Annotated in this window: 20 protein-coding genes and 2 riboswitches; of the genes, 9 read left to right on the top strand and 11 right to left on the bottom strand. The window is 75.0% G+C overall.

Annotated features, from left to right (window positions below):
* The first annotated feature begins 10 nt into the window (after positions 1 to 10).
* Entirely contained in the window at positions 11 to 916 is a 906-nt protein-coding gene (gene ypfJ / locus AB1207_RS11125; RefSeq protein WP_367638326.1) for a KPN_02809 family neutral zinc metallopeptidase, read from the top strand.
* A 30-nt stretch (positions 917 to 946) separates the two neighbouring features.
* On the opposite strand, the gene AB1207_RS11120 is transcribed toward ypfJ, so the two are convergent.
* The 5 genes from AB1207_RS11120 to AB1207_RS11100 form a co-directional block, all read right to left on the bottom strand.
* Complete coding sequence (locus tag AB1207_RS11120; RefSeq protein ID WP_367638325.1) at positions 947 to 2,269, bottom strand: Nramp family divalent metal transporter; 1,323 nt, start codon at positions 2,267 to 2,269, stop codon at positions 947 to 949.
* A 120-nt stretch (positions 2,270 to 2,389) separates the two neighbouring features.
* Positions 2,390 to 3,268 carry a TAXI family TRAP transporter solute-binding subunit gene (locus AB1207_RS11115; RefSeq protein WP_367638323.1) on the bottom strand — a complete coding sequence of 293 codons (879 nt, stop codon included), beginning with the start codon at positions 3,266 to 3,268 and terminating at the stop codon, positions 2,390 to 2,392.
* A gap of 20 nt (positions 3,269 to 3,288) precedes the next feature.
* Positions 3,289 to 4,683: a sensor histidine kinase gene (locus AB1207_RS11110; protein WP_367638321.1), complete on the bottom strand. Its 1,395-nt coding sequence runs from the start codon at positions 4,681 to 4,683 to the stop codon at positions 3,289 to 3,291.
* Positions 4,684 to 4,685: 2 nt separating this feature from the next.
* Positions 4,686 to 5,375 (bottom strand): response regulator transcription factor, encoded by a 690-nt coding sequence (locus tag AB1207_RS11105; protein WP_367638319.1) that lies wholly within the window; start codon positions 5,373 to 5,375, stop codon positions 4,686 to 4,688.
* A gap of 95 nt (positions 5,376 to 5,470) precedes the next feature.
* A complete protein-coding gene (locus tag AB1207_RS11100) occupies positions 5,471 to 6,685 on the bottom strand; it encodes an NADP-dependent isocitrate dehydrogenase (protein ID WP_367638318.1) in 1,215 nt (404 codons plus the stop codon).
* Between the two features lie 108 nt (positions 6,686 to 6,793).
* Here AB1207_RS11100 and AB1207_RS11095 point away from each other — a divergent pair, with 108 nt between their 5' ends.
* From AB1207_RS11095 to AB1207_RS11080, 4 genes are all read left to right on the top strand, one after another.
* Positions 6,794 to 8,404 (top strand): acyl-CoA carboxylase subunit beta, encoded by a 1,611-nt coding sequence (locus AB1207_RS11095; RefSeq protein ID WP_367638316.1) that lies wholly within the window; start codon positions 6,794 to 6,796, stop codon positions 8,402 to 8,404.
* A complete protein-coding gene (locus tag AB1207_RS11090; protein ID WP_367638314.1) occupies positions 8,401 to 8,667 on the top strand; it encodes an acyl-CoA carboxylase subunit epsilon in 267 nt (88 codons plus the stop codon). The genes AB1207_RS11095 and AB1207_RS11090 overlap by 4 nt, the downstream gene beginning before the upstream one ends.
* A gap of 125 nt (positions 8,668 to 8,792) precedes the next feature.
* Positions 8,793 to 9,923 carry a metallophosphoesterase family protein gene (locus tag AB1207_RS11085; protein ID WP_367638619.1) on the top strand — a complete coding sequence of 377 codons (1,131 nt, stop codon included), beginning with the start codon at positions 8,793 to 8,795 and terminating at the stop codon, positions 9,921 to 9,923.
* Entirely contained in the window at positions 9,920 to 12,637 is a 2,718-nt protein-coding gene (locus tag AB1207_RS11080; RefSeq protein ID WP_367638313.1) for an AAA family ATPase, read from the top strand. Before AB1207_RS11085 ends, AB1207_RS11080 begins: the two co-directional genes overlap by 4 nt.
* Here AB1207_RS11080 and idi read toward each other — a convergent pair.
* From idi to sfnG, 3 genes are all read right to left on the bottom strand, one after another.
* The gene (idi, locus tag AB1207_RS11075; RefSeq protein ID WP_367638311.1) at positions 12,600 to 13,130 is read right to left on the bottom strand and encodes an isopentenyl-diphosphate Delta-isomerase; all 531 of its coding nucleotides are present in this window, start codon (positions 13,128 to 13,130) and stop codon (positions 12,600 to 12,602) included. The two genes, AB1207_RS11080 and idi, sit on opposite strands and share 38 nt — an antisense overlap.
* 19 nt (positions 13,131 to 13,149) lie before the next feature.
* Entirely contained in the window at positions 13,150 to 13,905 is a 756-nt protein-coding gene (locus tag AB1207_RS11070) for an N-acetylmuramoyl-L-alanine amidase (protein ID WP_367638310.1), read from the bottom strand.
* 217 nt (positions 13,906 to 14,122) lie between these two features.
* Positions 14,123 to 15,268: a dimethylsulfone monooxygenase SfnG gene (gene sfnG, locus AB1207_RS11065; RefSeq protein WP_367638308.1), complete on the bottom strand. Its 1,146-nt coding sequence runs from the start codon at positions 15,266 to 15,268 to the stop codon at positions 14,123 to 14,125.
* Positions 15,269 to 15,278: 10 nt separating this feature from the next.
* Positions 15,279 to 15,361: riboswitch (SAM riboswitch) on the bottom strand.
* Between the two features lie 160 nt (positions 15,362 to 15,521).
* Positions 15,522 to 15,631, top strand: a riboswitch (SAM riboswitch).
* A 174-nt stretch (positions 15,632 to 15,805) separates the two neighbouring features.
* Between sfnG and AB1207_RS11060 the strand changes: the two genes are divergently transcribed.
* From AB1207_RS11060 to AB1207_RS11050, 3 genes are read left to right on the top strand one after another with little or no spacing between them, the layout of a single operon-like run.
* On the top strand, positions 15,806 to 16,825 hold the full coding sequence (locus tag AB1207_RS11060) for a methionine ABC transporter ATP-binding protein (RefSeq protein ID WP_367638306.1): 1,020 nt from the start codon (positions 15,806 to 15,808) through the stop codon (positions 16,823 to 16,825).
* A complete protein-coding gene (locus AB1207_RS11055; protein WP_437178923.1) occupies positions 16,825 to 17,628 on the top strand; it encodes a methionine ABC transporter permease in 804 nt (267 codons plus the stop codon). The genes AB1207_RS11060 and AB1207_RS11055 overlap by 1 nt, the downstream gene beginning before the upstream one ends.
* Positions 17,618 to 18,526, top strand: a complete 909-nt coding sequence (locus tag AB1207_RS11050) for a MetQ/NlpA family ABC transporter substrate-binding protein (protein ID WP_367638304.1) — start codon at positions 17,618 to 17,620, stop codon at positions 18,524 to 18,526. The genes AB1207_RS11055 and AB1207_RS11050 overlap by 11 nt, the downstream gene beginning before the upstream one ends.
* A 24-nt stretch (positions 18,527 to 18,550) precedes the next feature.
* Here the strand turns inward: AB1207_RS11050 and AB1207_RS11045 are convergent, their stop codons facing one another.
* From AB1207_RS11045 to purN, 3 genes are read right to left on the bottom strand one after another with little or no spacing between them, the layout of a single operon-like run.
* Positions 18,551 to 18,832, bottom strand: a complete 282-nt coding sequence (locus AB1207_RS11045; RefSeq protein WP_367638303.1) for a DUF3017 domain-containing protein — start codon at positions 18,830 to 18,832, stop codon at positions 18,551 to 18,553.
* Between the two features lie 16 nt (positions 18,833 to 18,848).
* A complete protein-coding gene (purH, locus tag AB1207_RS11040; protein ID WP_367638301.1) occupies positions 18,849 to 20,420 on the bottom strand; it encodes a bifunctional phosphoribosylaminoimidazolecarboxamide formyltransferase/IMP cyclohydrolase in 1,572 nt (523 codons plus the stop codon).
* Positions 20,420 to 21,064 (bottom strand): phosphoribosylglycinamide formyltransferase, encoded by a 645-nt coding sequence (gene purN / locus AB1207_RS11035; RefSeq protein WP_437178913.1) that lies wholly within the window; start codon positions 21,062 to 21,064, stop codon positions 20,420 to 20,422. The genes purH and purN overlap by 1 nt, the downstream gene beginning before the upstream one ends.
* Positions 21,065 to 21,123: 59 nt before the next feature.
* On the opposite strand from purN, the gene AB1207_RS11030 reads away from it, so the two are divergent.
* Positions 21,124 to 21,870 carry a VOC family protein gene (locus AB1207_RS11030; protein WP_367638299.1) on the top strand — a complete coding sequence of 249 codons (747 nt, stop codon included), beginning with the start codon at positions 21,124 to 21,126 and terminating at the stop codon, positions 21,868 to 21,870.
* Positions 21,871 to 21,873: the final 3 nt, after the last annotated feature.

Here is a 21,873-nt window from a genome sequence, read left to right as displayed (position 1 = left end):
GCTGTGGCCCGTGAGGTACCGGGACGACGCCAGTCTGGACGCGAGCGGCGTGGAGGACCGCCGGCGCGGCGGCGGGGGCCGGACGGTGGCCATCGGCGGCGGTGGGCTGGGGATCGTGGGGATCCTCGTCCTCGTCCTGTTCCAGGTGCTGGGCGGCAGCGACCCCACGCAGCAGGTCGGCTCCACCCTCGACCAGCTCGGGTCCGGCCAGACGGTCGACGACGGCCAGCTGGCGCAGGAGTGCCGGACCGGCGCGGACGCGAACGCGCGCCGGGAGTGCGCGGTCGTCGCCGACATCGAGTCGATCCAGGACTACTGGGGTGGCGTCCTCGGCGACGGCTACGTGCCGACCCGGACCGTCTACTTCGCCGGCGGGACGCAGACCGGCTGCGGCGCAGCGTCCTCGGGCACCGGCCCGTTCTACTGCCCGGCCGACCAGCGCGTGTACCTCGACCTGTCGTTCTTCGACGAGCTGCAGCAGCGGTTCGGGGCCGAGGGCGGCACGTTCGTCGACGCGTACGTCGTCGCCCACGAGTACGGCCACCACGTCCAGCACCTGCTCGGGACGACGGAGCGGGTGCAACCGGGTGAGACCGGGCCGACGAGCGGCAGCGTGCGCCTGGAACTGCAGGCCGACTGCTACGCGGGTGCGTGGGCGAACCACGCGACGACCGTCCCGGACGACTCCGGCGCCCCGCTGATCTCCGAACTCACCCAGGACGACGTGGACCGGGCCCTGGACGCGGCGGCCCGCATCGGCGACGACTTCATCCAGACCAACCTCGGGGACGGCACGACCGACCCGGACAGCTACTCCCACGGCACGTCGGAGCAGCGGCAGCGCTGGTTCACCCAGGGATTGCGGACCGGGGACCCGCGGCAGTGCGACACGTTCGCGGCGACCGACCTCGGGTAGTCCCCGGGCCGGCCGCCGCGACCGCGTGCGTCAGAAGCGGTTCACCAGGTCGGTGACCAGCAGCGCGAGGAACAGCGTCGAGGCCGCCCCGAGGAGCAGGTTCGACACCCAGCCCGACCGCCCCTCCTTCGCGATGCGGCTCGAGTTCAGCAGCAGCATGAGCGTGATGGCCAGGAACGGCATGAACACCGAGCCGAGCACGCCGTAGACGAGGGTCAGCCCGAACGGCTTGTCGATGAGCAGGAGGAGCATCGGCGGGAACGTGAGCCACAGCAGGTACCCGCGGAACCAGCGGGTCTTCTCCACCGCCACCTCGACGACCTCCGTCTCGGCGCGGCGCGCGGCCGCCGCGGCCGACTCGGTCCTGCGCCCGTGGGGCAGGCGGACCGTGCGGACCCAGTCGGCGAACATCAGGCTGACGCCGTTCCACACCCCGAGCAGGGAGGACGTCGTCACCGCGAGGAAACCCGTGAGGAACAGGAGCCGGGCCCAGTTCCCGTACTGCTCCCCCAGCGCCGTGCCCAGCAGGAGCAGGCCGTCGTCGGACGTCGTGAGGTCCTGGCCGAACAGCATCGCGGATCCGACCACGAGCATGGCGACGACGAAGACGCCGGTCATGACGTAGCCGACGGCGTTGTCGAGCCGCATCATCGACAGCCAGCCCGTCCCGCGCCAGCCCTTGGCGAACATCCAGTACCCGTAGGCCGCCATGGTGATCGTGCCGCCGACACCCCCCACGAGACCCAGGACGTAGACGGTGGAACCCTCCGGCAGCCGGGGGACCAGCCCGGAGGTGACGTCCCCCAGGGACGGCATGACGAGCACCGCCACGGACACGACGGAGACGAACTTCAGCAGCACGAGCACCGTCATGAACTTCTCGAACGCGTGGTACCGCTGGGCCCACACGAGGGCCAACCCGAGGACGCCGGCGATCATCGCCCAGTACCGGACCGGCAGGCCACCGAAGAGGGCGTTGAGCGGCAGCCCGACGGCCGACATCGCGGTGGCGCCGTAGACGAACCCCCAGACGACGATGTAGGCGCCGAAGAACGTGGTGGCCCACCGTCCCAGCCGGCGCCAGCCGTCCATGAGCGTGGTGCCGGACGCGAGGTGCCACCGGCCGACGCCCTCGCCGAGCGCAAGCTTCAGGACCGCCCCCACGAGGGCCGCCCACAGCAGCACGGTCCCGAACCTGGCCCCGGCGACCATCGTGGCCACGAGGTCCCCGGCGCCGACGCCCGTGGCGGCCGCGAGCAACCCGGGGCCCAGCTGGCGGACCTTGGGCCCCAGCTTGCCCCTGGGGGGCGGGGTGAGCCCCTGGCCGGTGGCCGACGGCGACGTCATCGTCATGGTCCGCTCCTCCTCGTGCGACCCGGGACCACCGTGGCCCGGGGCCTCGACGGTAGGAGGGGCGGCAGGGGTGCCCGCCGTTCTTGAGCCGGCCTTGAGGAAGTCCTCGGGACCTCCGGTTCAGCCGTGCAGACGCCGGTACGTCGCGGCCGCGGCGGGGTGCAGGGGAACGGACCCCACCGCGACGAGCGAGGCCTGGTCGAGGTACTGCGTCCCGAGCGCCGTCGAGGGCACGAGGTCCCCGGCCCGTTCGACGAGCACCTCGACGACGCGCGCCACGACGTCCTCCGCCAGGTCGCCCCGGGCGAGCAGCAGGTTCGACACCCCGACGGTCCCCGTCCGCGCACCCGTCGCCCCGTAGGCGCCCGCGGGCACCCGGACGGCCCGGTACACCTCTCCCCAGCGGTCCCGCAGCCCGCCGACGAGGCCGTCGAGGGGCAGCAACCGGACGGGGAGGGTCGACTGCGCGAGCGCGGGGGTCGGCACGCCGCCGGAGAACAGGACGGCGTCGACGTCGCGGGCGGCGAGCGCCGCGACGGCCTGCCGCAGCGGGAGGGTGACGCGCTCGACGCCGACGCCGGCGAGGTCCAGCAGCCGCGTCGAGGTGAGCGCGGCGCCCGACCCGGGCGCCCCCGTCGAGACGCGGCGGCCCGCCAGGCCCGCGAGGTCGGCGGCCGGTTCGTCGGCGCGCACGACGAGCTGCAGGTAGTTCTCGTAGACCCGCCCGAGCGCCCGCAGCCCGGCCGCGGCGGGGGTCTCGGCGACGTCGGCCAGGGCCAGCCCGACCTGCTCCGGACCCGCCTGCACGCGCGCGACGTTGTCGACGCTGCCGCCCGTGCCGACCGGCGAGGCCGGCTGCCCGGCGTCGGTGAGGGCGGTGGCCAGCAGCCGGCCGAACTCGGCGTAGAAGCCCCCGTCCTCCCCGGCCGCGAGGCGCAGCGGCTCCGGGGACCCCGAGCAGCCCGCCAGCAGGACCCCCGGCACCGCGCTCAGGAGCACCCGCCGTGACACTCCCCGCGTCACCGCCCACGACCGGGCAGGACGACGCGGACCCGCAGACCCCCGGCCGGCGACGTCTGCAGCGAGAGCTCGCCCCCGTGTCCGCGCACGAGCCGGTCGGCGATGGCCAGCCCCAGTCCGGTCCCGCCTCGACCGCTCCAGAACCGCTGCAGGGCAGCCGGTCGATCGGCGACGGGGATGCCGGGCCCGTCGTCGTCGACCACGACGTGGACGACGTCGCCCTCCTCGACCAGCGACACCTGGACGCCCGTCCCGGCGTGCCGCAGGGCGTTGTCGAGGAGCACGTCGAGGACCTGGGCGAGCTCCCCCGCCGGCCACGGCACCGCCACCGCCGTCCCCGTGTCCCCCGCCGGTCCCGTGAGCGCCCGGCCGGCGTGACGCGCGGGCATCTCCCACGCCGCGACCCGGTCGGCGCAGACCTCCAGCGGGTCGCACGACCCCGCGGGCGCCGGTCCGGCGGAGGCGACCGCGGACGCCTCGGCGGCGGCGAGCCCGAGCGTCCCGTCGAGGATCTCGGTGAGCCGGTCGACCTCCGCGAGGGCGCCCTCGTACCCGGCCCGGCCGCCTCCGCCGACGTGCGGGTCCAGCGCGTCGACCCGCAACTGCAACGCCGCCAACGGGTTGCGGATCTGGTGGGCGGCCTCGGCGACGAGGTGCCGCTGCCGTTCGGCGGTCGCGGCGACCGTGTCGGCCATCGTCAGGAAGGACCGTTCCAGCGCCCGCAGTTCGCGGGGCCCGGTCTCCGGCAGCAGCCGGACGTCGCGCCCGGCCATGACGTCGCGGACGCCGTCGGCGAGGGCCTGCACGGGACGCAGCAGCCACCGCGCCAGCAGCAGCGCGAGCCCGGCCGCGAGCAGCGAGGCGAGGACGGCACCGGCGGCGGTCAGGCCCCAGGCCCGCGCCACGTCGTGGGCGGCGAGCGCGGGGTCGGCCCGGAGGACGACGGCGCCGTCGGCGTCGGCGCCGGTCCCCACCGGCCGCCACAGCAGCACGGGGTCGCGCGACCACGGCCACAGCGCCTCGGGCACCGCGGCGGGCTGGTTGCGCAGGGCGGCGTCGACCGCGGCGGCCGTGTCGGTCCGGGCGAGGGGGTCGGACCCCAGGCCCGACGACGCGCGCACGCGCCCCCGCGCGTCGACGACGAGGACGGGTTCGCCGTAGAGCTCGTGGTGCCGGGCGACGTCCTCCTCGAGGGTCGTGGCCTCCCCCGCCCGAGTGCCGCCGTCGTCCCCCGCGAGCGCGGCCGTCGCCGCGAGCCGGTCCAGGTCCCCGGCACGGACCAGGAGGAACTGCGTCGTGCGGGCCGCTGACGTGCTGGCGGCGAGCGGGACCGCGAAGGCCGCGACGGCCAGCACGCTGAGCAGGGTCAGCACGAGCACCAGGCGACGGCGCACCGCTACCGCCCCAGCCGGAAGCCGACACCGCGGACCGTGACCAGCACGCCGGGCCGGTCCAGCTTGGCCCGCAACGCGGACAGGTGGACGTCCAGCGACCGGTTCACCCCGACGTGGGCCTCGCCCCACACCTCGTCCATCACGAGCTGGCGCGGCACGACCTGCCCGACCCGGCGGGCGAGGACGGCCAGGACGTCGAACTCCTTGGCGGTGAGCTCCACCTCCGGCCCGTCGGAGCCGCCCACCCGGACCCTGCGCGCGGCGAGGTCGACGACGACGTCCCCGACGACGACGGGCCCCCCGGCGGCGGGGCCGTCGGCCCCCGCCGGCTCGGCAGCGCGGCGGGCGCGCGCGGTGACGACGTTGATGCGCGCCAGCAGCTCGCGCAACCGGACCGGCTTGACGAGGTAGTCGTCGGCGCCGAGGTGCAGCGCGTGGACGACGTCCCGTTCGGCCGACCGGGCGGTCATGACGAGCACGGGCACCTGGGTGCGCGTCCGCAGCTCCCGCAGCAGCCCCAGCCCGTCCCCGTCCGGGAGGCCGAGGTCGAGCAGGACGAGGTCGGCGTCGCGGACGACCTCCCGCGCCTGCCCGACCCCGGGCACGCGCAGGACGGCGTGGCCGTGCGTGCGCAGCGCGTCGACCACCGCGGCGGCGACGCCGTCGTCGTCCTCCACGACGAGAACCCTCACGGCCCCCACTGTGCCGCACCGACGGTGCCGGGCGACGACGAAGCCCCGCCCCCCCGGACGGGGAGCGGGGCTTCGTCGCGGTGTCGGCGCGGACCTCAGCCCAGGCGGGCGGCGAGGTTCTCGTCGAGCGTGCCGAGGAACTCCTCGGTGGTCTGCCAGGCCTGGTCCGGCCCGACGAGCAGCGCGAGGTCCTTCGTCATCCTGCCGCTCTCGACGGTCTTGATGACGACGTCCTCGAGGGTCTCGGCGAAGCCGGTGACCTCGGGGGTCGAGTCCAGCTTGCCGCGGTGGGCCAGGCCCCGCGTCCAGGCGTAGATCGACGCGATGGGGTTCGTCGACGTCGGCTTGCCCTGCTGGTGCTGGCGGTAGTGCCGGGTCACGGTGCCGTGCGCGGCCTCCGCCTCGACGACCGAGCCGTCCGGGGTGGACAGCACCGACGTCATGAGGCCGAGCGAGCCGAAGCCCTGGGCCACGGTGTCGGACTGCACGTCGCCGTCGTAGTTCTTGCAGGCCCAGACGTAGCCGCCCTCCCACTTCAGGGACGCGGCGACCATGTCGTCGATGAGGCGGTGCTCGTAGGTGATCCCGGCCTCGGCGAACTTGTCCTTGAACTCGGCCTGGAACACCTCCTCGAAGATGTCCTTGAACCGGCCGTCGTAGGCCTTGAGGATCGTGTTCTTCGTGGACAGGTACACCGGGTAGTTCCGCGCCAGGCCGTAGTTCAGCGACGCGCGGGCGAAGTCGACGATGGAGCTGTCGAGGTTGTACATCGACAGCGAGACGCCGGCGCCGGGGGCCTGGAAGACCTCGTGCTCGATCGGCTCGCCGCCGTCCTTCGGGGTGAAGGTGACGGTCAGCGTGCCCTCGCCCGGGAACTTGAAGTCCGTGGCGCGGTACTGGTCGCCGAAGGCGTGGCGGCCGACGATGATCGGCTTGGTCCAGCCCGGCACCAGGCGCGGGATGTTGCTGATGATGATCGGCTCGCGGAAGATCACACCACCGAGGATGTTGCGGATCGTCCCGTTCGGGGACCGCCACATCTTCTTGAGGCCGAACTCCTCGACGCGCGCCTCGTCCGGCGTGATCGTGGCGCACTTGACGCCGACGCCGGCCTTCTGGATCGCGTGGGCTGCGTCGATCGTCACCTGGTCGTCGGTGGCGTCGCGGTGCTCGACGCCCAGGTCGTAGTACTCCAGGTCGACGTCGAGGTACGGGTGGACCAGGCGGTCCTTGATGAACTGCCAGATGATCCGGGTCATCTCGTCACCGTCGAGCTCGACGACCGGACCCTGAACCTTGATCTTGGCCACTGTGCTGTCCCCTCCGACTCACTCGGCTCTTTCTCGACGTCAAGCTACCGCTCCCGCCTCCTCGCGCCGTCACCGCCCGGGTCCCGGCGTCCCGTACGCTGCGGCTCCGTGAGCAGCCCCGAGACGTCCCCGCCGCTCGACCCCCGCACCACCGCCGGTCAGCTCGCGGGACTGCACGCCCGGACCGACGCCGCCGTCGCGGCCGCCGACGAGCGCGCGGCCGCCAAGCAGCACCCCCGCGGGAAGAAGACGGCCCGCGAGCGCATCGCCGCCCTCGTGGACGAGGACTCCTTCGTCGAGCGCGGTGGGCTCGTCCGCAGCCGCGCGACCGCCTTCGGCATGGCCGCCAAGCACGTCGACGGCGACGGGGTGGTCACGGGCTACGCGACGGTGGACGGCCGTCCGGTGTGCGTCTACGCGCAGGACTTCACGGCCTTCGGCGGCTCGCTCGGCGAGGAGCACGGCGCGAAGATCGCCGAGCTGCAGGACTTCGCGGCCACCACCGGCTGCCCGGTCATCGGCATCAACGACGGCGGCGGGGCCCGCATCCAGGAGGGCGTCGCCTCCCTCGTGCAGTACGCGCGCATCTTCCGCCGCAACGTGCACGCCTCGGGCGTCGTCCCGCAGATCTCCCTCATCCTCGGCCCCTCGGCCGGCGGCGCCGTCTACTCCCCCGCGCTGACCGACATCACGGTCATGGTCGAGGAGACGTCGCACATGTTCGTCACCGGCCCGGACGTCATCCGGACCGTGACGGGCGAGGACGTCGGCTTCGAGGAGCTCGGCGGCGGGCGCACGCACGCCACCCGCTCCGGCGTCGCGCACCACCTCGCCGAGAGCGAGGACGAGGCGATCGAGTACGTCCGCGAGCTGCTGTCGTTCCTGCCCTCGAACAACCTCTCCGAGGCGCCGCTGCTGGCCCCCGAGCACGAGCGGGACCTGCACGTCGACGAAGACGACCTGCGGCTGGACACGGTCGTGCCGGACTCCCCCAACCAGCCGTACGACATGGCCGCCGTCGTCGCCGCCGTGCTCGACGACGAGGTCTTCCTGCAGGTGCACGAGCTGTTCGCGCCGAACGTCCTCACGGGCTTCGGCCGCGTCGAGGGCCGGCCCGTCGGCGTCGTCGCCAACCAGCCGCAGCAGCTGGCCGGGACGCTCGACATCGACGCCTCCGAGAAGGCGGCGCGGTTCGTCCGCCTCTGCGACGCGTTCAACGTCCCGGTGCTCACCTTCGTGGACGTGCCGGGCTTCCTGCCGGGCACCGACCAGGAGTGGAACGGCATCATCCGGCGCGGCGCGAAGCTGCTCTACGCCTACGCCGAGGCGACCGTCCCGCTCGTCACCGTCATCACGCGCAAGGCCTACGGCGGCGCCTACATCGTCATGGGCAGCAAGGAGATGGGCGCGGACGTCTGCCTCGCCTGGCCGAGCGCCCAGATCGCCGTCATGGGCGCTCAGGGGGCGGTGAACATCCTGCAGCGCAGCGCGTTGAAGACCGCCGCCGAGAACGGCGAGGACGTCGACGCCACGCGCCGCGAGCTCGTCGACGACTACGAGCTGCAGCTCGCCAACCCGTACGTCGCGGCCGAGCGCGGGTTCGTCGACGCCGTCATCGCGCCCAGCCAGACGCGCGTGCAGGTGGCGCGCGCGCTGCGGGCGCTGGCCACCAAGCGGGCCACGCTGCCCGCCAAGAAGCACGGGAACATCCCGCTGTGAGCCCGGAGGACCGGAGGGACGTGGAGGACGCGGTGTCGATCGGCGAGCTGCTGGGGTCCCTGCGCATCGAGCGGGGCAACCCCGGACCCGAGGAGCTGGCGGCCCTCACGGTCGTCCTGACCCACCAGCTGCGCAGCAGCGCCGCGCCCGTCGCGCCGGTCGTGCCCGCCCCGGCCTCGCGGTGGGCCGACCGCCGGCACGTGCTCGGCCTGCCGCCCGCCCCCGGACAGGGGTCCTGGCGGGCCAGCGCCCTCCCGCGCTAGCCCCCGCGCCGGCCCACCTCCACGAGCCGCGGCGCGTCGGCGGGGTCGTGTCGGAGGCCTCGCCTACCGTCGGGCACATGGCGTCGAACACCGGCTCGAACAGCCCGCACCCCACCCCCGGTGAGGTGCGCTTCGTGCACACGGCCGACTGGCAGCTGGGCATGACCCGGCACTTCCTCGACGCCGACGCCCAGCCCCGCTACACCCAGGCCCGGCTCGACGCGCTGCAGCGCATCGCCGCGGTCGCTCGCGAGCACGAGGCGGAGTTCGTCGTCGTGTGCGGGGACGTGCTGGAGTCCAACGCCGTCGGCCCGAAGGTGCTGGCCCGCACGGCCGACGCGCTCGCCGCCTTCGCGGGGACACCGGTGCTGCTGCTGCCCGGCAACCACGACCCGCTCGACGCCGGCTCCCCCCTGCGCGCGCTCGCCGCCTGGCCCGGCCTCGGCCACGTGCACGTCCTCGACACCCCAGGGCCGGTCGCGGTGCGCGAGGGCGTGGAGGTCGTCGCCGCACCGTGGACCTCCAAGCACCCGACGCACGACCTCGTCGCGGCCGCGACCGAGGGCCTGGAGGCGGACGGCACGCTGCGCGTCGTCGTGGGCCACGGCGCGGTCGACGAGCTGTCCCCCGACCGCGAGGACCCGGCGCGCATCGCGCTGGCGCCGCTGGAGGACGCCGTCGCGGACGGCCGCCTGCACTACGTCGCCCTGGGCGACCGGCACTCCACGACGCAGGTCGGGCGGTCGGGCGCCGTCTGGTACTCCGGCACCCAGGAGGTCACCGACCGCCTCGAGACCGACCCGGGCAACGTCCTCCTCGTCACGGTCAGCGACGCTTCGCCGCCCAAGGTGGAGCCGGTCCACGTGGGGCGCTGGGCGTTCCCCGTCGTGCGCGCCGAGCTGGACTCCGCCGCGGACGACGACGCGCTGGGCCGGCGCCTGGAGGCCCTGCCCGCCAAGGACCGCACGGTGCTCACCCTCGCGCTGACGGGCACGCTCACCGTGCGCGCCGGCGCGGCCCTGGACGACCTGCTCGCCGCGCAGGCGGACCGGCTCGCGGGCCTGCAGCACTGGGCCCGGCACAGCGACCTCGTCGTGCGGGCCGACTCCGACGAGCTGGCCGACCTCGGTGTCGGGGGCTACGCGGACGCGGCGGTCGCCGAGCTGTCCACCCTCGCCGCCGGCGACGGGCCGGACGCCGCCGCGGCGCGCGACGCCCTCGCCCTCGTCTTCCGGCTCGCCGGGGCCGCCCGGTGAGGATCCACCGCCTGGTGCTCGACGACTTCCGCGGCGTCGCGCACCGCGAGCTCGTCCTGCCCGAGCGCGGTGTCGTCGTGCTCGAGGGGGCCAACGAGGTCGGCAAGTCCTCCACCCTCGAGGCGCTCGACATGCTGCTCACCGAGAAGCACAGCTCGCGCAAGGCCGCCGTCCTGGCCGTCAAACCGGTGCACCGGGACGCGCCGAGCGCCGTCGAGGCCGAGATCAGCACGGGGCCCTACCGGTTCACGCTGCGCAAGCAGTGGCACAGCAGGCCCGCGACGACGCTGACCGTGCACGCCCCGCGGACCGAGCAGCTCACCGGCGACGAGGCCCACCAACGGGTCCGGGACATCCTCACCGAGACCCTCGACCAGGACCTCTGGGACGCGCTGCGGGTGCTGCAGGACGCTTCCCCCGGTGCCGCCCGCGCCGACGCGGCCCTCAGCGGCAGTTCCGCGCTGGCCGCCGCGCTCGACGCGGCCGCGGGCTCGGCGCCGGTGGACGCGTCGGGCGAACGGGCGCAGTCGCTGCACGCGGCGGCCGCCGAGCGGGCCGGGCAGTTCTGGACCGCGACCGGGCGCCCGACCGGCCGGCACCGGACGTGCGCCGAGGAGCTCGCCGCCGCCCGCACCGAAGCCGCACGGGCGCGCGAGGCGCTGGACCTGCTGTCCGACGACGCCGACCGGCACGCCGAGCTGACCGCCGACCGCGCGGACGTGCAGGCCGAGCTGACCGTCCGCGCCGAGGAGGCCACGGCGCTGGGCGAGCTGGTCGCCGACCTGGCCGGCCGCCGGGAACGGCTCGCCGCCGCCCGGGAGCGCTCGTCCGCGGCCGCGCGGGCGGCCGCGGAGGCCCAGGGTGCCCTCGCGGTGCGGCGGCGCGAGGCGGCGGACCTGGCCCGCCGCACGGCCGCCCTGGACCAGGACGTGGCGCGGGCGGCCGAGCTCGGCCCCGCGGCTGAGGCCGACGAGGCCGAGGCGGTCGCCGCCGCGACGGCCGCCCAGGAGCACGCCGCAGCGCAGGACGCGGCGGCCGAGGCCGCCGACGCCGCCCACGAGGCGGTGCGCCGCGCCACCGACCGCGCCGCCCTGCGCCGGGTCCGCCGGCGGCTGGCCGCCGTCGCCGCGGCCGCCGACGAGGTCCGGACGGCCGCCGCGGCGGTCGCCGGGCTGCGCGTGGACGCCGCGACCGTGCGGTCGATCGAGGCCGCCGACGACACCGTCCGCCGGTTGCGGGCCCGCGCCGAGGCCGTCGCCGCCCGCGTCGTCGTGGAGGCGACCGCCGTCGAGGTCCTCGTGGACGGCCGCCCCGTCGCGGCGGGCACGGTGGCCGAGCACGCCGCGACCCGGCCGCTCAGCGTCGACGTCGCCGGGTTCGCCACGGTGCGCGTGCTGCCCGGCGCCGACACGGGGCCGGTGGCCGACGAGCTGGACGCCGCCGAGGCCGGGCTGCGTGAGCTGCTGGCGGCCGCGGGCGTCGAGGACGTCCCCGCGGCCCGCGCCGCGCACGAGGAGCGGCGCGCGGCCCAGGCCGCCGTCGACCTCGCCCGCGCGCAGCTGTCCCAGCTGACGGCCGACGCGGACGCCGACGCCCTGCGGGCCGAGGCCGAGCGGCTGGCGGCCGACCTCGGGACCGGTCCCACGACCGGCCCGACGACCGGCCCGACGACCGGCGAGGACGACCTCCCGGCGCTGCGCGCGGCGGAGGCGGCGGCCCGGGAGGCGGTGCAGGAGAAGCGCTCCCGCGGCCGCGACGTCCAGGCCCGTGCCGCCGCCCTCGCCCGGACCGCGGACGGGCTGGCCCACGAGCTGACGGCCCTGCAGACGCGGCTGGAGCTGTCGCGGACCGAGGTGGCGACCGCCGCCGAGCGGCTCGCGACCGCCCGGGCCGCCACCGGCGACGCCGAGCTGGAACGGGCCGCGGCGGAGACCGGTGACGCGGCCGCCCGGACGGACGCGGAGGTCCGGGCCCTCGAGACCGACCTCGCCGACCGGGACGAAGCGACCGTCCTGCGCCGGGCCCGCGAGGTGCAGACGGCCCTCGACGCGCTCTCGGGGCGCCGGGACGAGCTCGACGACGCCCTCGTGCTGCTCGAGGCGAAGCTGTCCGTCATGGGCGGCGAAGCCCGGCAGGAGGCGTGGGACGAGGCCGAGTCGCGCGTGCAGCGGCTGGCCGAGGAGCAGGCGGGTCTGGAGCGTCGCGCCGCGGCGGCCCGGCTGCTGCTGCGCACGCTGGACCGGCACCGCGACACCCAGCGCCGCCGCTACGTCCAGCCGTTCACCGACCGCCTCGAGGAGCTGGGACGCACGGTGTTCGGCGAGACGTTCGCCATCACCCTCGACGACGACCTGCGGATCGTGCAGCGGACGCTGCACTCCAGGACCGTCGCCTACGAGCACCTGTCGACGGGGGCCAAGGAGCAGCTGGCGGTGCTGGTGCGGCTCGCGTGCGCCACCCTGGTCGACCCGGCCGACGGCGTGCCCGTCGTCCTGGACGACGCCCTCGGGCACACCGACCCCGAGCGGCTGAAGCGGCTCGCGGCCGTCTTCGAGCACGTGGCCCCGACGACGCAGGTGCTGCTGCTGGCCCCGGGGCCGGGACTGCACACCGACCTGCCGGGCGCCGTCGTCCTCCGCCTCGACGACGGCCCGGGCGAGGGGTCGGGACCGGCGGTCAGAACTCCTGCAGCTGCAGGCGCATCCACGGGCTGAACGGGCCGGGTTCGGCGGCGACCTCGGCCCGCAGCTGGGCGAGGTCCACCCAGCGGTAGTCGTCGACCTCGCTCGGGTCGAGGGCCAGGTCCCCGGCGAGGCGGGCGGTGAAGACGGGGCAGATCTCGTTCTCGACGGTCCCGTCGGCCATGACGGCGCGGTAGCGGAACGTCGGCAGCAGGGGCTGCACGTCGGTGACGGGGGCGCCGAGCTCCTGCACCGAACGCCGGGCCACCGCGTCGGCGGGTTCCTCCCCCGGGCCGGGGTGGCCGCAGAAGGAGTTCGTCCACACGCCGGGCCACGTCCGCTTCACGGCCGCGCGGCGGGTCAGCAGCGTCCGGCCCGCCCCGTCGACGATCCAGCAGGAGAAGGCCAGGTGCAGCGGGGTGCTGGTGTGGTGCACGTCCGCCTTCGGCGCCGTGCCGCAGGGCGTGCCGTCCTCCGTCAGCAGGACGACCAGTTCGACGGTCGGGTCGGCGGGAGCGAGGGTCACCCCCGCACCGTAAGCCGTCTCACGGGGTGCTGCGCGCAAGGAAGGCCGCGACACCCGCGGCGATCCCCTCCGCGGCGCGCTGCCGGAAGGCCGGGTCGCTCAGTTGCGCCGCCTCCCGCGCGTTGCGCATGTTGCCCGCCTCCAGCAGCACCGCCGGGGTCCGGGCGAGGTTCAGCCCGGCGAGGTCGGAGCGCCGGGTGAGGCCCGGCTCGACGAGGTTCCCCGGGTAGTCCGCCCGGGGCAGGCCCGTCGCCGTGGCGAAGGCCGGGAGCAGGTCGCGCGCGGCCACGTCGGACGGGTCCAGGACGGCGCGGTTGCCGCCGTCGGGGGCGAGCGCGGGTTCGGCCACGTGGAACCCGGTGGCGTCCGCGGGTGCGCCGTCGGCGTGGATCGACACCGCGAGGGCGGCGCCGGCGTCGTTGGCGACCGCCGCGCGCTCGTCGACGCACGGACCGACACCGGTGTCGTCGGTGCGGGTCAGGACGACGGTGGTCCCCCGGGCGCGCAGCAGGGCCGCAGTCCGCTGGGCGACGTCGAAGGTGAAGGCGTGCTCGGGGTACCCGACGTCGGTCTCGGTGCCGGTGGTGTTGCAGGGCTTCTCGAAGCCGCCGGCCGGGACGAGAGCGTCCACGACCGCGGGGTGGGCGGCGTTGCCGCCGTTGTGCCCGGGGTCCAGCACGACGACCGGAGCGCCCGCCCGCACCACCGGGGCCCTGGACGGGGTGGTCGGGCTCGGCGTCACGGCGCCGGTCGCCGACGCCACCGTCGACGCCACCGGGGACGCCTCCGCGGACGACGGCACGGACGAGGGTGACGACGGCTGCACTGACGGGGTGGAAGGGGTCGCGCTCGACAGGGGGCTCGACGTCGAGGGTCCCGGGGCCGCGGGCGCCGGTGCGGAGCAGGCGCTCACCAGCAGCAGCGCGAGGAGGGGGACGGACCGCACAGCGCGAGCGCGCGGCACAGCCGTCCCCCTCCCCGGCACGGGCGGGTCAGGCCGGGACGGGCTGCGTCGCCGCGACGACGGCCTCGTCGAGCTCGGCGCCGAGCTGCAGGTCCTCCCCGGCGGCCAGGCGCGCCTCGAGCTCGCGCACCCGCGGGATGACGAGCTCGCCGAACGCCTCGACCTCCTCCTTGACGTGGAGGAACCCCAGGAGCAGCAGGTCGACGCCCACGAGCCGGTAGGCCAGGACACGGCGCGCCACCTCGTCGGGGGTGCCGACGAGGCCGGTGCGGAACCCGTCGTTGTACTGCACGAGGTCGCGGAACTCGCTGTCCGCCCACATGCCCTTGCCGTCCTTCGTGGAGTTCCCCGCCTCCTGGACGGCGGCGCCGAAGCCCTCGACCTTGGTGCGGTCGGCCTTGGCGATGATCTCCTCGAGCACGGCCTCGGCCTCCTCGCGCGTGTCGCGCACGAGGGCGAAGCCGTTGAGGCCGAAGCGGACGGTGCGGCCGTTCTGGGCGGCGAGGGCGGAGACCTCGCGGACGCCCTGGGCCGCGCCGGCGAGGGACTTGCCGTTCATGAAGTACCAGTCGCTCACACGGCCGGCCATGGCCTGTGCGGCGCTGGAGTTCCCGCCCTGGAACAGTTCCGGGGCGACCTTCGGCTGCGGCCGGAACGTGATGTCGGTGGCGTTGAAGAAGTCGCCGGACTGGCTGTAGCCGTCCTCGCTCCACACCCCGCGCAGCAGTTCGATGAACTCCTCGGACTGCTTGTAGCGGTCGTCGTGCTCGTGCCACGTGACGCCGAGCTGTGTCGCCTCGTTCTTGAACCAGCCGGACACGATGTTCAGCGCCAGGCGGTTGTCGGTGAGTTCCTGCGTGGTCGCGGCGAACTTGGCGAGCACACCGGGGTGCCAGAAGAACGGGTGGACGGCGGCGATGACCTTGAGGCGTTCGGTCGCCAGGAGCAGGGCCAGGGAGAACGAGGTCGACTCGTGCTGGGCGTCGGCGCCGTAGGAGGCGAGGTAGCGCACCTGGGTCAGGGCGTACTCGAACCCCACGCGCTCGGCGGCCTTGGCGACCTCGACGTTGTAGGCCGGGTCGTGGCTCGTGCGCTGCTCGATCGTCGAGACGACGAGGCCACCGGAGACGTTGGGGACCCAGTAGGCGAACTTCAGGGGCTCGTGCAGGGGCATCGCGGCGCGTCCTCCATCGGACCTGGCGGTAGCACCCCCGGGGGGTTGCTGCGGCGTCGTCGAGCCAGGTCTCTCAGCCGCTCTGGATGGGATCCACCGCAGCGTACCTCCTCCCCCACCCCGGAGCGGCCGCCGCTTTTCGGAACCTGGACTCGGACCGTTGCGGCGCAACGCATGCCGGAGAACCCTTTCCGGACGCCGATCGTCCGGAACCGCTTGACGACGATCTCGGACGGCTGTCAGAGTCCCCCCAGGTCATGAGCGCCAGCGTCAAGCCCCGGCTCGCTGGCCGGCAACCCTGGTTCGTCACGGGGTGCTCCGGGTGAGGACCAGGTCCGCAGGTGGTGCGGGCAAGGACGAACTTGGAGTTCCCGTGTCGAAGGCCTGTCCCCGCTCCCGCTGAGCGCACCCCTCTGCTCGCCCCCCGTCCGGACCCGGCGCACCCGCCGGGCCCGCGATCCCCCCTGCCCGGACTGCCGGACCCCCTGCTGGACCCCCTGCTGGACCCCCTGCTGGACCCCCTGCCCAGGAGTCGTCGTGATCGAACTGCGCCACCTCACCAAGACGTACGGGGACCCCCCGCACGCCACGACGGTCCTCGACCGTCTCGACCTCACCGTGCCCGCCGGCAGCATCACCGCCGTCGTCGGGCCCAGCGGTGCCGGGAAGAGCACGCTCGCCCAGTGCGTGACGCTGCTGACGCGGCCCACGTCGGGGTCGGTCGTCGTCGGCGGCCAGGACCTCACCCAGCTCGGCGCGGAGCGGCTGCGGGAGGCGCGGCGCCGCATCGGGACGATCTTCCAGAGCGACGGTCTGCAGACCCGCCGCACGGCCGCGCAGAACGTCGAACTCCCCCTGCGCTACCTCGGCGTCGTCCCCCGGGACCGGAAGCGGCGCGTCGCCGAGCTCCTCGAGCGGGTCGGGCTGGCCGGGCTGGCCGACCGCTACCCCCACGAACTGTCGGGTGGGCAGCGTCAGCGCGTCGGCATCGCCCGCGCCCTCGCCCTGCGCCCCGGCGTGCTGCTGTCCGACGAGGCGACGTCCGGGCTGGACCCGCAGGCGACGGCGTCGATCACGGGTCTGCTGCGGGAACTGCGCGACGACCTCGGCCTGGCGATCCTGTTCATCACCCACGAGATGGACACCGTCGTGGACGTGGCCGACGCCGTCGCCCGCCTGGACCACGGACGCATCGTCGAGGCCGCACCCCTGCTCGACGTGCTGCGCGACCCGGCCTCCCCGGTCGGGGCGGCGCTGCTGCCCCGCCGCGGCGTGGGCGACGCGGGCGGTCTGGTCGTCTGGGAGGTCCACTACCGCGGCGACGACGTCCCGGCCGACTGGCTCACCGCGGCCTCGCGCGAACTCGGCCACGACCTCGCCCTGCTCGGGGCGTCGGTCGGGACCGTCGCCGGACGCACCGTCGGGCACGCCACCCTCGGCGTCCCCGCGATGGTCGACCCCACCGCCCTCACCGCCGCCCTCGACCGCCGCGGCCTGCACGCGCAGACCCCGGCGACCACCCCGGCGACCACCCCTCGAGAACTGGACCTCGTGTGATCCCGCTCAGCGTCGCCGCCGCCTCGGACCTCGACACCCCGCTGGCGCAGATCCCCGCGCTCATCGCGCCGGCGCTCCTCGACACGCTGCTCACGGTCGGCATCGTCATGACGATCGTCGTCCTGCTCGGCGTGCCGATCGGCGTCCTGGTGCACAACCTCGCCCCCGGCGGGCTGTTCGAGCACCGGGCCGCGCACACCGTCCTGTCCTGGGTCGTCAGCACCGGCCGGTCGCTGCCGTTCCTCGTGCTGATGGCCGCGCTCGTCCCGTTCACCCGGTTCGTCACCGGCACGAACATCGGCATCCGCGCCGCCGTCGTCCCGATGGTCCTGGCCGGCACGGCGTTCTTCGCGCGCATCGTCGAGAACTCCCTGCGCTCGGTGCCGCCGCACCTCGTCACGGTGGCGCAGGCCTCGGGAGCCTCTCCGCTGCAGGTCGTCACGACCGTGCAGCTGGCCGAGGCCACGCCGTCCATCATCGGCGGGCTGACCATCAACACCATCGCGATGATCGAGTACTCCGCGATCGCCGGGACCATCGGCGCCGGCGGCATCGGCTACGTCGCCGTCACCTACGGGTACCAGCGCTTCGACCACGCCGTGATGATCGCGACCATCGTCGTCCTCGTGGCGCTCGTCGCCCTCGTCCAGCTCACCGGCGACGCCCTGGCCCGCGCGGCCGATCCGCGCACGCGCCGCCGTTCGGCCCCCACGCGCACCCTCCCCCGGAACACCCCTCAGAAGACCACGCAGAACACCACGCAGAACACCACCCAGAACCCGGAGAAGACCCTTGTCCACTGAGACCCGCGAACCCACCACCGACGACCACGGCTTCGAGATCCGCAAGCGGCGGCGCTGGCCGTTCGTCGCCGGCGGGGCCGTGGTCCTGCTCGGCGCCGCCGCCGCGATCGTCGTCCCGCGCCTCGGGGGCGACGCCACCGCGAACACCCAGGCGGGCGCGACGCTGTACGTCGCCACGGCCGAGGGCAACGCCCGCGAGGAGGCCCTCATCGAGTTCATCGCGAAGGACGTCGCCCCCAAGCACGGCATCACGGTCGCGTTCAAGGCGCTCGCCGACTCGAACACCATCAACCGGGCCGTCAGCGACGGCGAGGTGGCCGGGACGATCTACCAGCACAAGCTCTGGCTCGGGCAGGTCCTGCAGGCGAACCCCGACTTCCGGGAGGAGGCCGCCACGCCGGTGTTCCGCTGGGGCTTCGGCCTGTGGTCGGCGAAGTGGAGGAGCCCGCAGGACATCCCGGACGGCGGGACGGTCTCGCTGTACTCCGACCCCGCCAACGAGTCGCAGGGGTTGTTCGTCCTGCAGAAGGCCGGGCTCATCACGCTGAAGCCGGGCACGGACGTCGGGAAGGCCACGGTCGACGACATCGCGACCAACCCCAAGAACCTGAACTTCACGCTGCTGGACTTCGGCGCCCAGTCCCGCGCGCTGCCCGACCTGGACGCGGCCGTCGGCTACACCGAGTACTACCTGGCGGCGAAGATCCCGATCGAGCAGCAGATCTTCGCCCCGACCGCCCCCGACGAGTTCGCCGGGCAGTTGACCATCGGGTCGCGGTGGAAGGACTCGGACAACATCAAGGCGCTCGTCGCGACGTTCCAGGACCCCGCGGTCCAGGAGTACCTCGCGACGAACGCGGACGTGAAGGACGTGCTCCTGCCGCTCGACGCGGACTGACCCGGGGCACTCACCCGGGGGTCCTCAGACCGGGGTCGGCACGACCCCGGCGAGGACCAGGCACGACACGGCCAGCACGAGCAGCATGGCGACGTCGACCGCCCGGGAGCGGACCGCGAGCGCACCCGCGATCCGCACCGGGAGGACGAGCCGCAGGACGGCGGCCACGGCGAGGTCGGTGCCGAGCAGGACCCCGCCGACCGTCGGGCCGGCGAGCAGCGTGAGCGCCAGCGCCGCGACGATCCCGCCGACCAGGGTCAGCAGGACCGCGTTGCGCGGTGCGGGAACCTGCTCGGTGCCGGCCACGACGTCCACCCGTCCGTCAGTGGGCGAAGTGCCGGGCGCCGGTGAAGTACATCGTCACGCCGGCCTTCGTCGCGGCCTCGACGACCTCGGCGTCGCGGATCGACCCGCCGGGCTGCACGATCGCCCGCACGCCGGCGTCGAGGAGGATCTGCGCGCCGTCGGCGAAGGGGAAGAACGCGTCGGAGGCCGCGACCGAGCCGGAGGCCCGGTCGGCTCCGGCGCGGTCGACGGCGAGGCGGCAGGAGTCGACGCGGTTGACCTGGCCCATGCCGACGCCGACCGAGGCGCCGTCCTTGGCCAGGAGGATCGCGTTGGACCGCACGGACCGCACGGCGCGCCAGGCGAACTCGAGGTCGGCGAGCACCTCGGGCGAGGCCGCCTCCCCGGCGGCCAGGGTCCAGCCCGCCGGGTCGTCGCCGTCGGCGTCGACCGCGTCGAGGTCCTGGACGAGCACCCCACCGGAGACGTGGCGCCACTCCTGCGCGGCCCGGCCGTAGCCCTCGGGCAGCTGCAGGAGGCGGACGTTCTTCTTCTCCTGCAGCACCTGCAGCGCCTCGGGCTCGAACCCGGGGGCGATGACGACCTCCGTGAACACCGGGGCGACCTGCTCGGCCATGGCGCGCGTGACGACGCGGTTGGCGGCGATGACCCCGCCGTAGGCCGAGACGGGGTCGCAGGCGTGGGCCTTGGCGTGGGCGTCGGCGACGTCCGTGCCGGTCGCGATGCCGCACGGGTTGGCGTGCTTGATGACGGCGACGGCCGGGCCGGACAGGTCGTACGCGGCGCGCAGGGCGGCGTCGGCGTCGACGTAGTTGTTGTAGGACATGGCCTTGCCGTGCAGCTGGACGGCCTGGGCGATGCCGGGCGCGGCGGTCGGGTCGGCGTAGACGGCGGCCTGCTGGTGCGGGTTCTCGCCGTAGCGCAGGACGTCGGTGCGCTCGAGCGCGACCCCGGCGACGGCGGGCCAGCCCGCGTCGTCGGCGTCGAGGGTCTGCTGCGCGAACCAGGTCGCGACCGCGGTGTCGTAGGCCGCGGTGTGCGCGAACGCGGCCGCGGCCAGCCGGCGGCGCGCGGTCAGGTCGAAACCCCCGTCGGCGACGGCGGTCAGGACGTCGCCGTAGCGGGCGGGGTCGACGACGACGGCCACGCTGGGGTGGTTCTTGGCGGCGGCGCGGACCATCGACGGGCCGCCGATGTCGATCTGCTCGACGACCTCGTCGTAGGCGGCGCCGGAGGCGACCGTGGCGGCGAAGGGGTACAGGTTCACGACGACGAGGTCGAACGGTTCGACGTCGAGCTCGGCGAGCTGACGCACGTGGTCGGGCAGCCGGCGGTCGGCGAGGATCCCCGCGTGCACGCGGGGGTGCAGCGTCTTGACCCGGCCGTCCAGGCACTCGGGGAACCCGGTGAGCTCCTCGACGGGCGTCACGGGGACGCCGGCCGCGGCGATGCGGGTCGCGGTGGACCCGGTGGAGACGAGGGCGACGCCCGCGGCGTGCAGGCCCTGAGCGAGCTCCTCCAGACCGGTCTTGTCGTAGACGCTGACCAGCGCGCGCTTCACGGGGACCTTCGTGGCCTGGGGGTCCATCAGCGGGGTGCCGTCCTCTCGGGGTGGGTGAGCTCGTGGGCCAGCCGGCTCACGACGTGGGTGAGGAGTTCGCGCTCGACCGTCTTGATGCGCTCGTGCAGGCTCGCCTCGTCGTCGTCGGGCAGGACCCGGACGGCGGCCTGGTCGAGGATCGGTCCGGTGTCGACGCCGGCGTCGACGAGGTGGACGGTGCAGCCGGTGACCTTCACGCCGTGGGCGAGGGCGTCGCGGACGCCGTGCGCGCCGGGGAACGACGGCAGCAGGGCCGGGTGCGTGTTGACCGTGCGGCCGGCGAAGGCGTCGACGAAGGGGGCGCCCAGGATGCGCATGAACCCGGCGAGGACGACGAGCCCGGGCTCGTACCGGGCGACCTCGGCGGCGAGGGCGACGTCCCAGGCGGGTCGGTCGGCGAAGTCCGCGGGGGCGACGGTGAACGTCTCGACCCCGGCCCGCGCGGCGCGGTCGAGCGCGGTCACGCCGGGCTTGTCGGAGCCGACGGCCACGACCTGCCACAGGACGCCGCGGTCCGGGGAGTCGAGGAGCGCCTGGAGCGTCGACCCGGACCCGGAGGCGAGGACCAGCACCCGCACGGGAGCCGCGGGGGCTGCGGACTCGGGAGCGGGGTCACCGGCAGGCACGTGCACGGACTCTAGCCGCCGGCCGCCCCTGGTCCCGCACGGCGGCGCGGGGCCAGACTCGGCCCATGCCCCTGCGCACCCGTCCCTGGCCCGCCGGTGTGCCGTGCTGGGCGCACCTCGACACCCCCGACCCGGAGGCGTCCGCCGCCTTCTACGCCGCCACCGTGGGCTGGGCGACGGCCCCGCCCGGCCCGGACGGGTCGCGCGTCGCGACGGTCGAGGGGCACGCGGCCGCGGGCCTCGCCCGGTCCGACGAGCCCGCGCGGTGGACGCTGCACGTCGCCGTCGACGACCTCGACGCGGCGCTGGCGCGGGTGCGGGACGCGGGCGGCCGCGTCGTCCGGGAGCCGTGGGGAGGTGAGGGCACCCGCGCCGCAGTCGTCGCCGACCCCACGGGCGCGCAGGTCGGGCTGCTGCAGGGCGGGGGCGCGGACTGGGTGAACGGTCCCGGTGGCCTCGCCTGGGAGGACCTGCGCTCGGCCGACCCGGCGGCGTCGACGGCGTTCTACGCGGCCGTCCTCGGGTGGACGTGGACGTCGCTGTTCGAGGACTACGGCACGGTCACCGCGCCCGACGCCCCGCACCCGGTCGGCGGGATCGGGCCGCTGTGGGGCTCGGCGCCCGGCTGGCTCGTGTACGTGGGCGTCGCCGACGTGGACGCCGCGGTGGAGGCCGCGACCGCCGCGGGCGGGTCCGTCGTAACCCCCGCCCACGACAGCGAGTACGGCCGGATGGCGCTCCTCGCGGACCCGCACGGAGCCGTGCTGGCGGTCTTCACCCCGCCCGCGGGGGCACCGCAGCCGGAACGCTGAGGG

The sequence above is a fragment of the Kineococcus endophyticus genome (assembly GCF_040796495.1).
In the GTDB taxonomy this organism is placed as follows: domain Bacteria; phylum Actinomycetota; class Actinomycetes; order Actinomycetales; family Kineococcaceae; genus Kineococcus; species Kineococcus endophyticus.
This window is presented reverse-complemented; position numbering and strand designations above follow the sequence as displayed.

Bases quoted from the DNA above. Each gene is read 5' to 3' on its own strand.
- sfnG (WP_367638308.1), bottom strand. From the start codon at position 15,268: ATGCCCCTGCACGAGCCCCTGAAGTTCGCCTACTGGGTCCCCAACGTC.
- AB1207_RS11030 (WP_367638299.1), top strand. From the start codon at position 21,124: ATGCCCCTGCGCACCCGTCCCTGGCCCGCCGGTGTGCCGTGCTGGGCG.
- AB1207_RS11120 (WP_367638325.1), bottom strand. From the start codon at position 2,269: ATGACGATGACGTCGCCGTCGGCCACCGGCCAGGGGCTCACCCCGCCC.
- purH (WP_367638301.1), bottom strand. From the start codon at position 20,420: ATGGACCCCCAGGCCACGAAGGTCCCCGTGAAGCGCGCGCTGGTCAGC.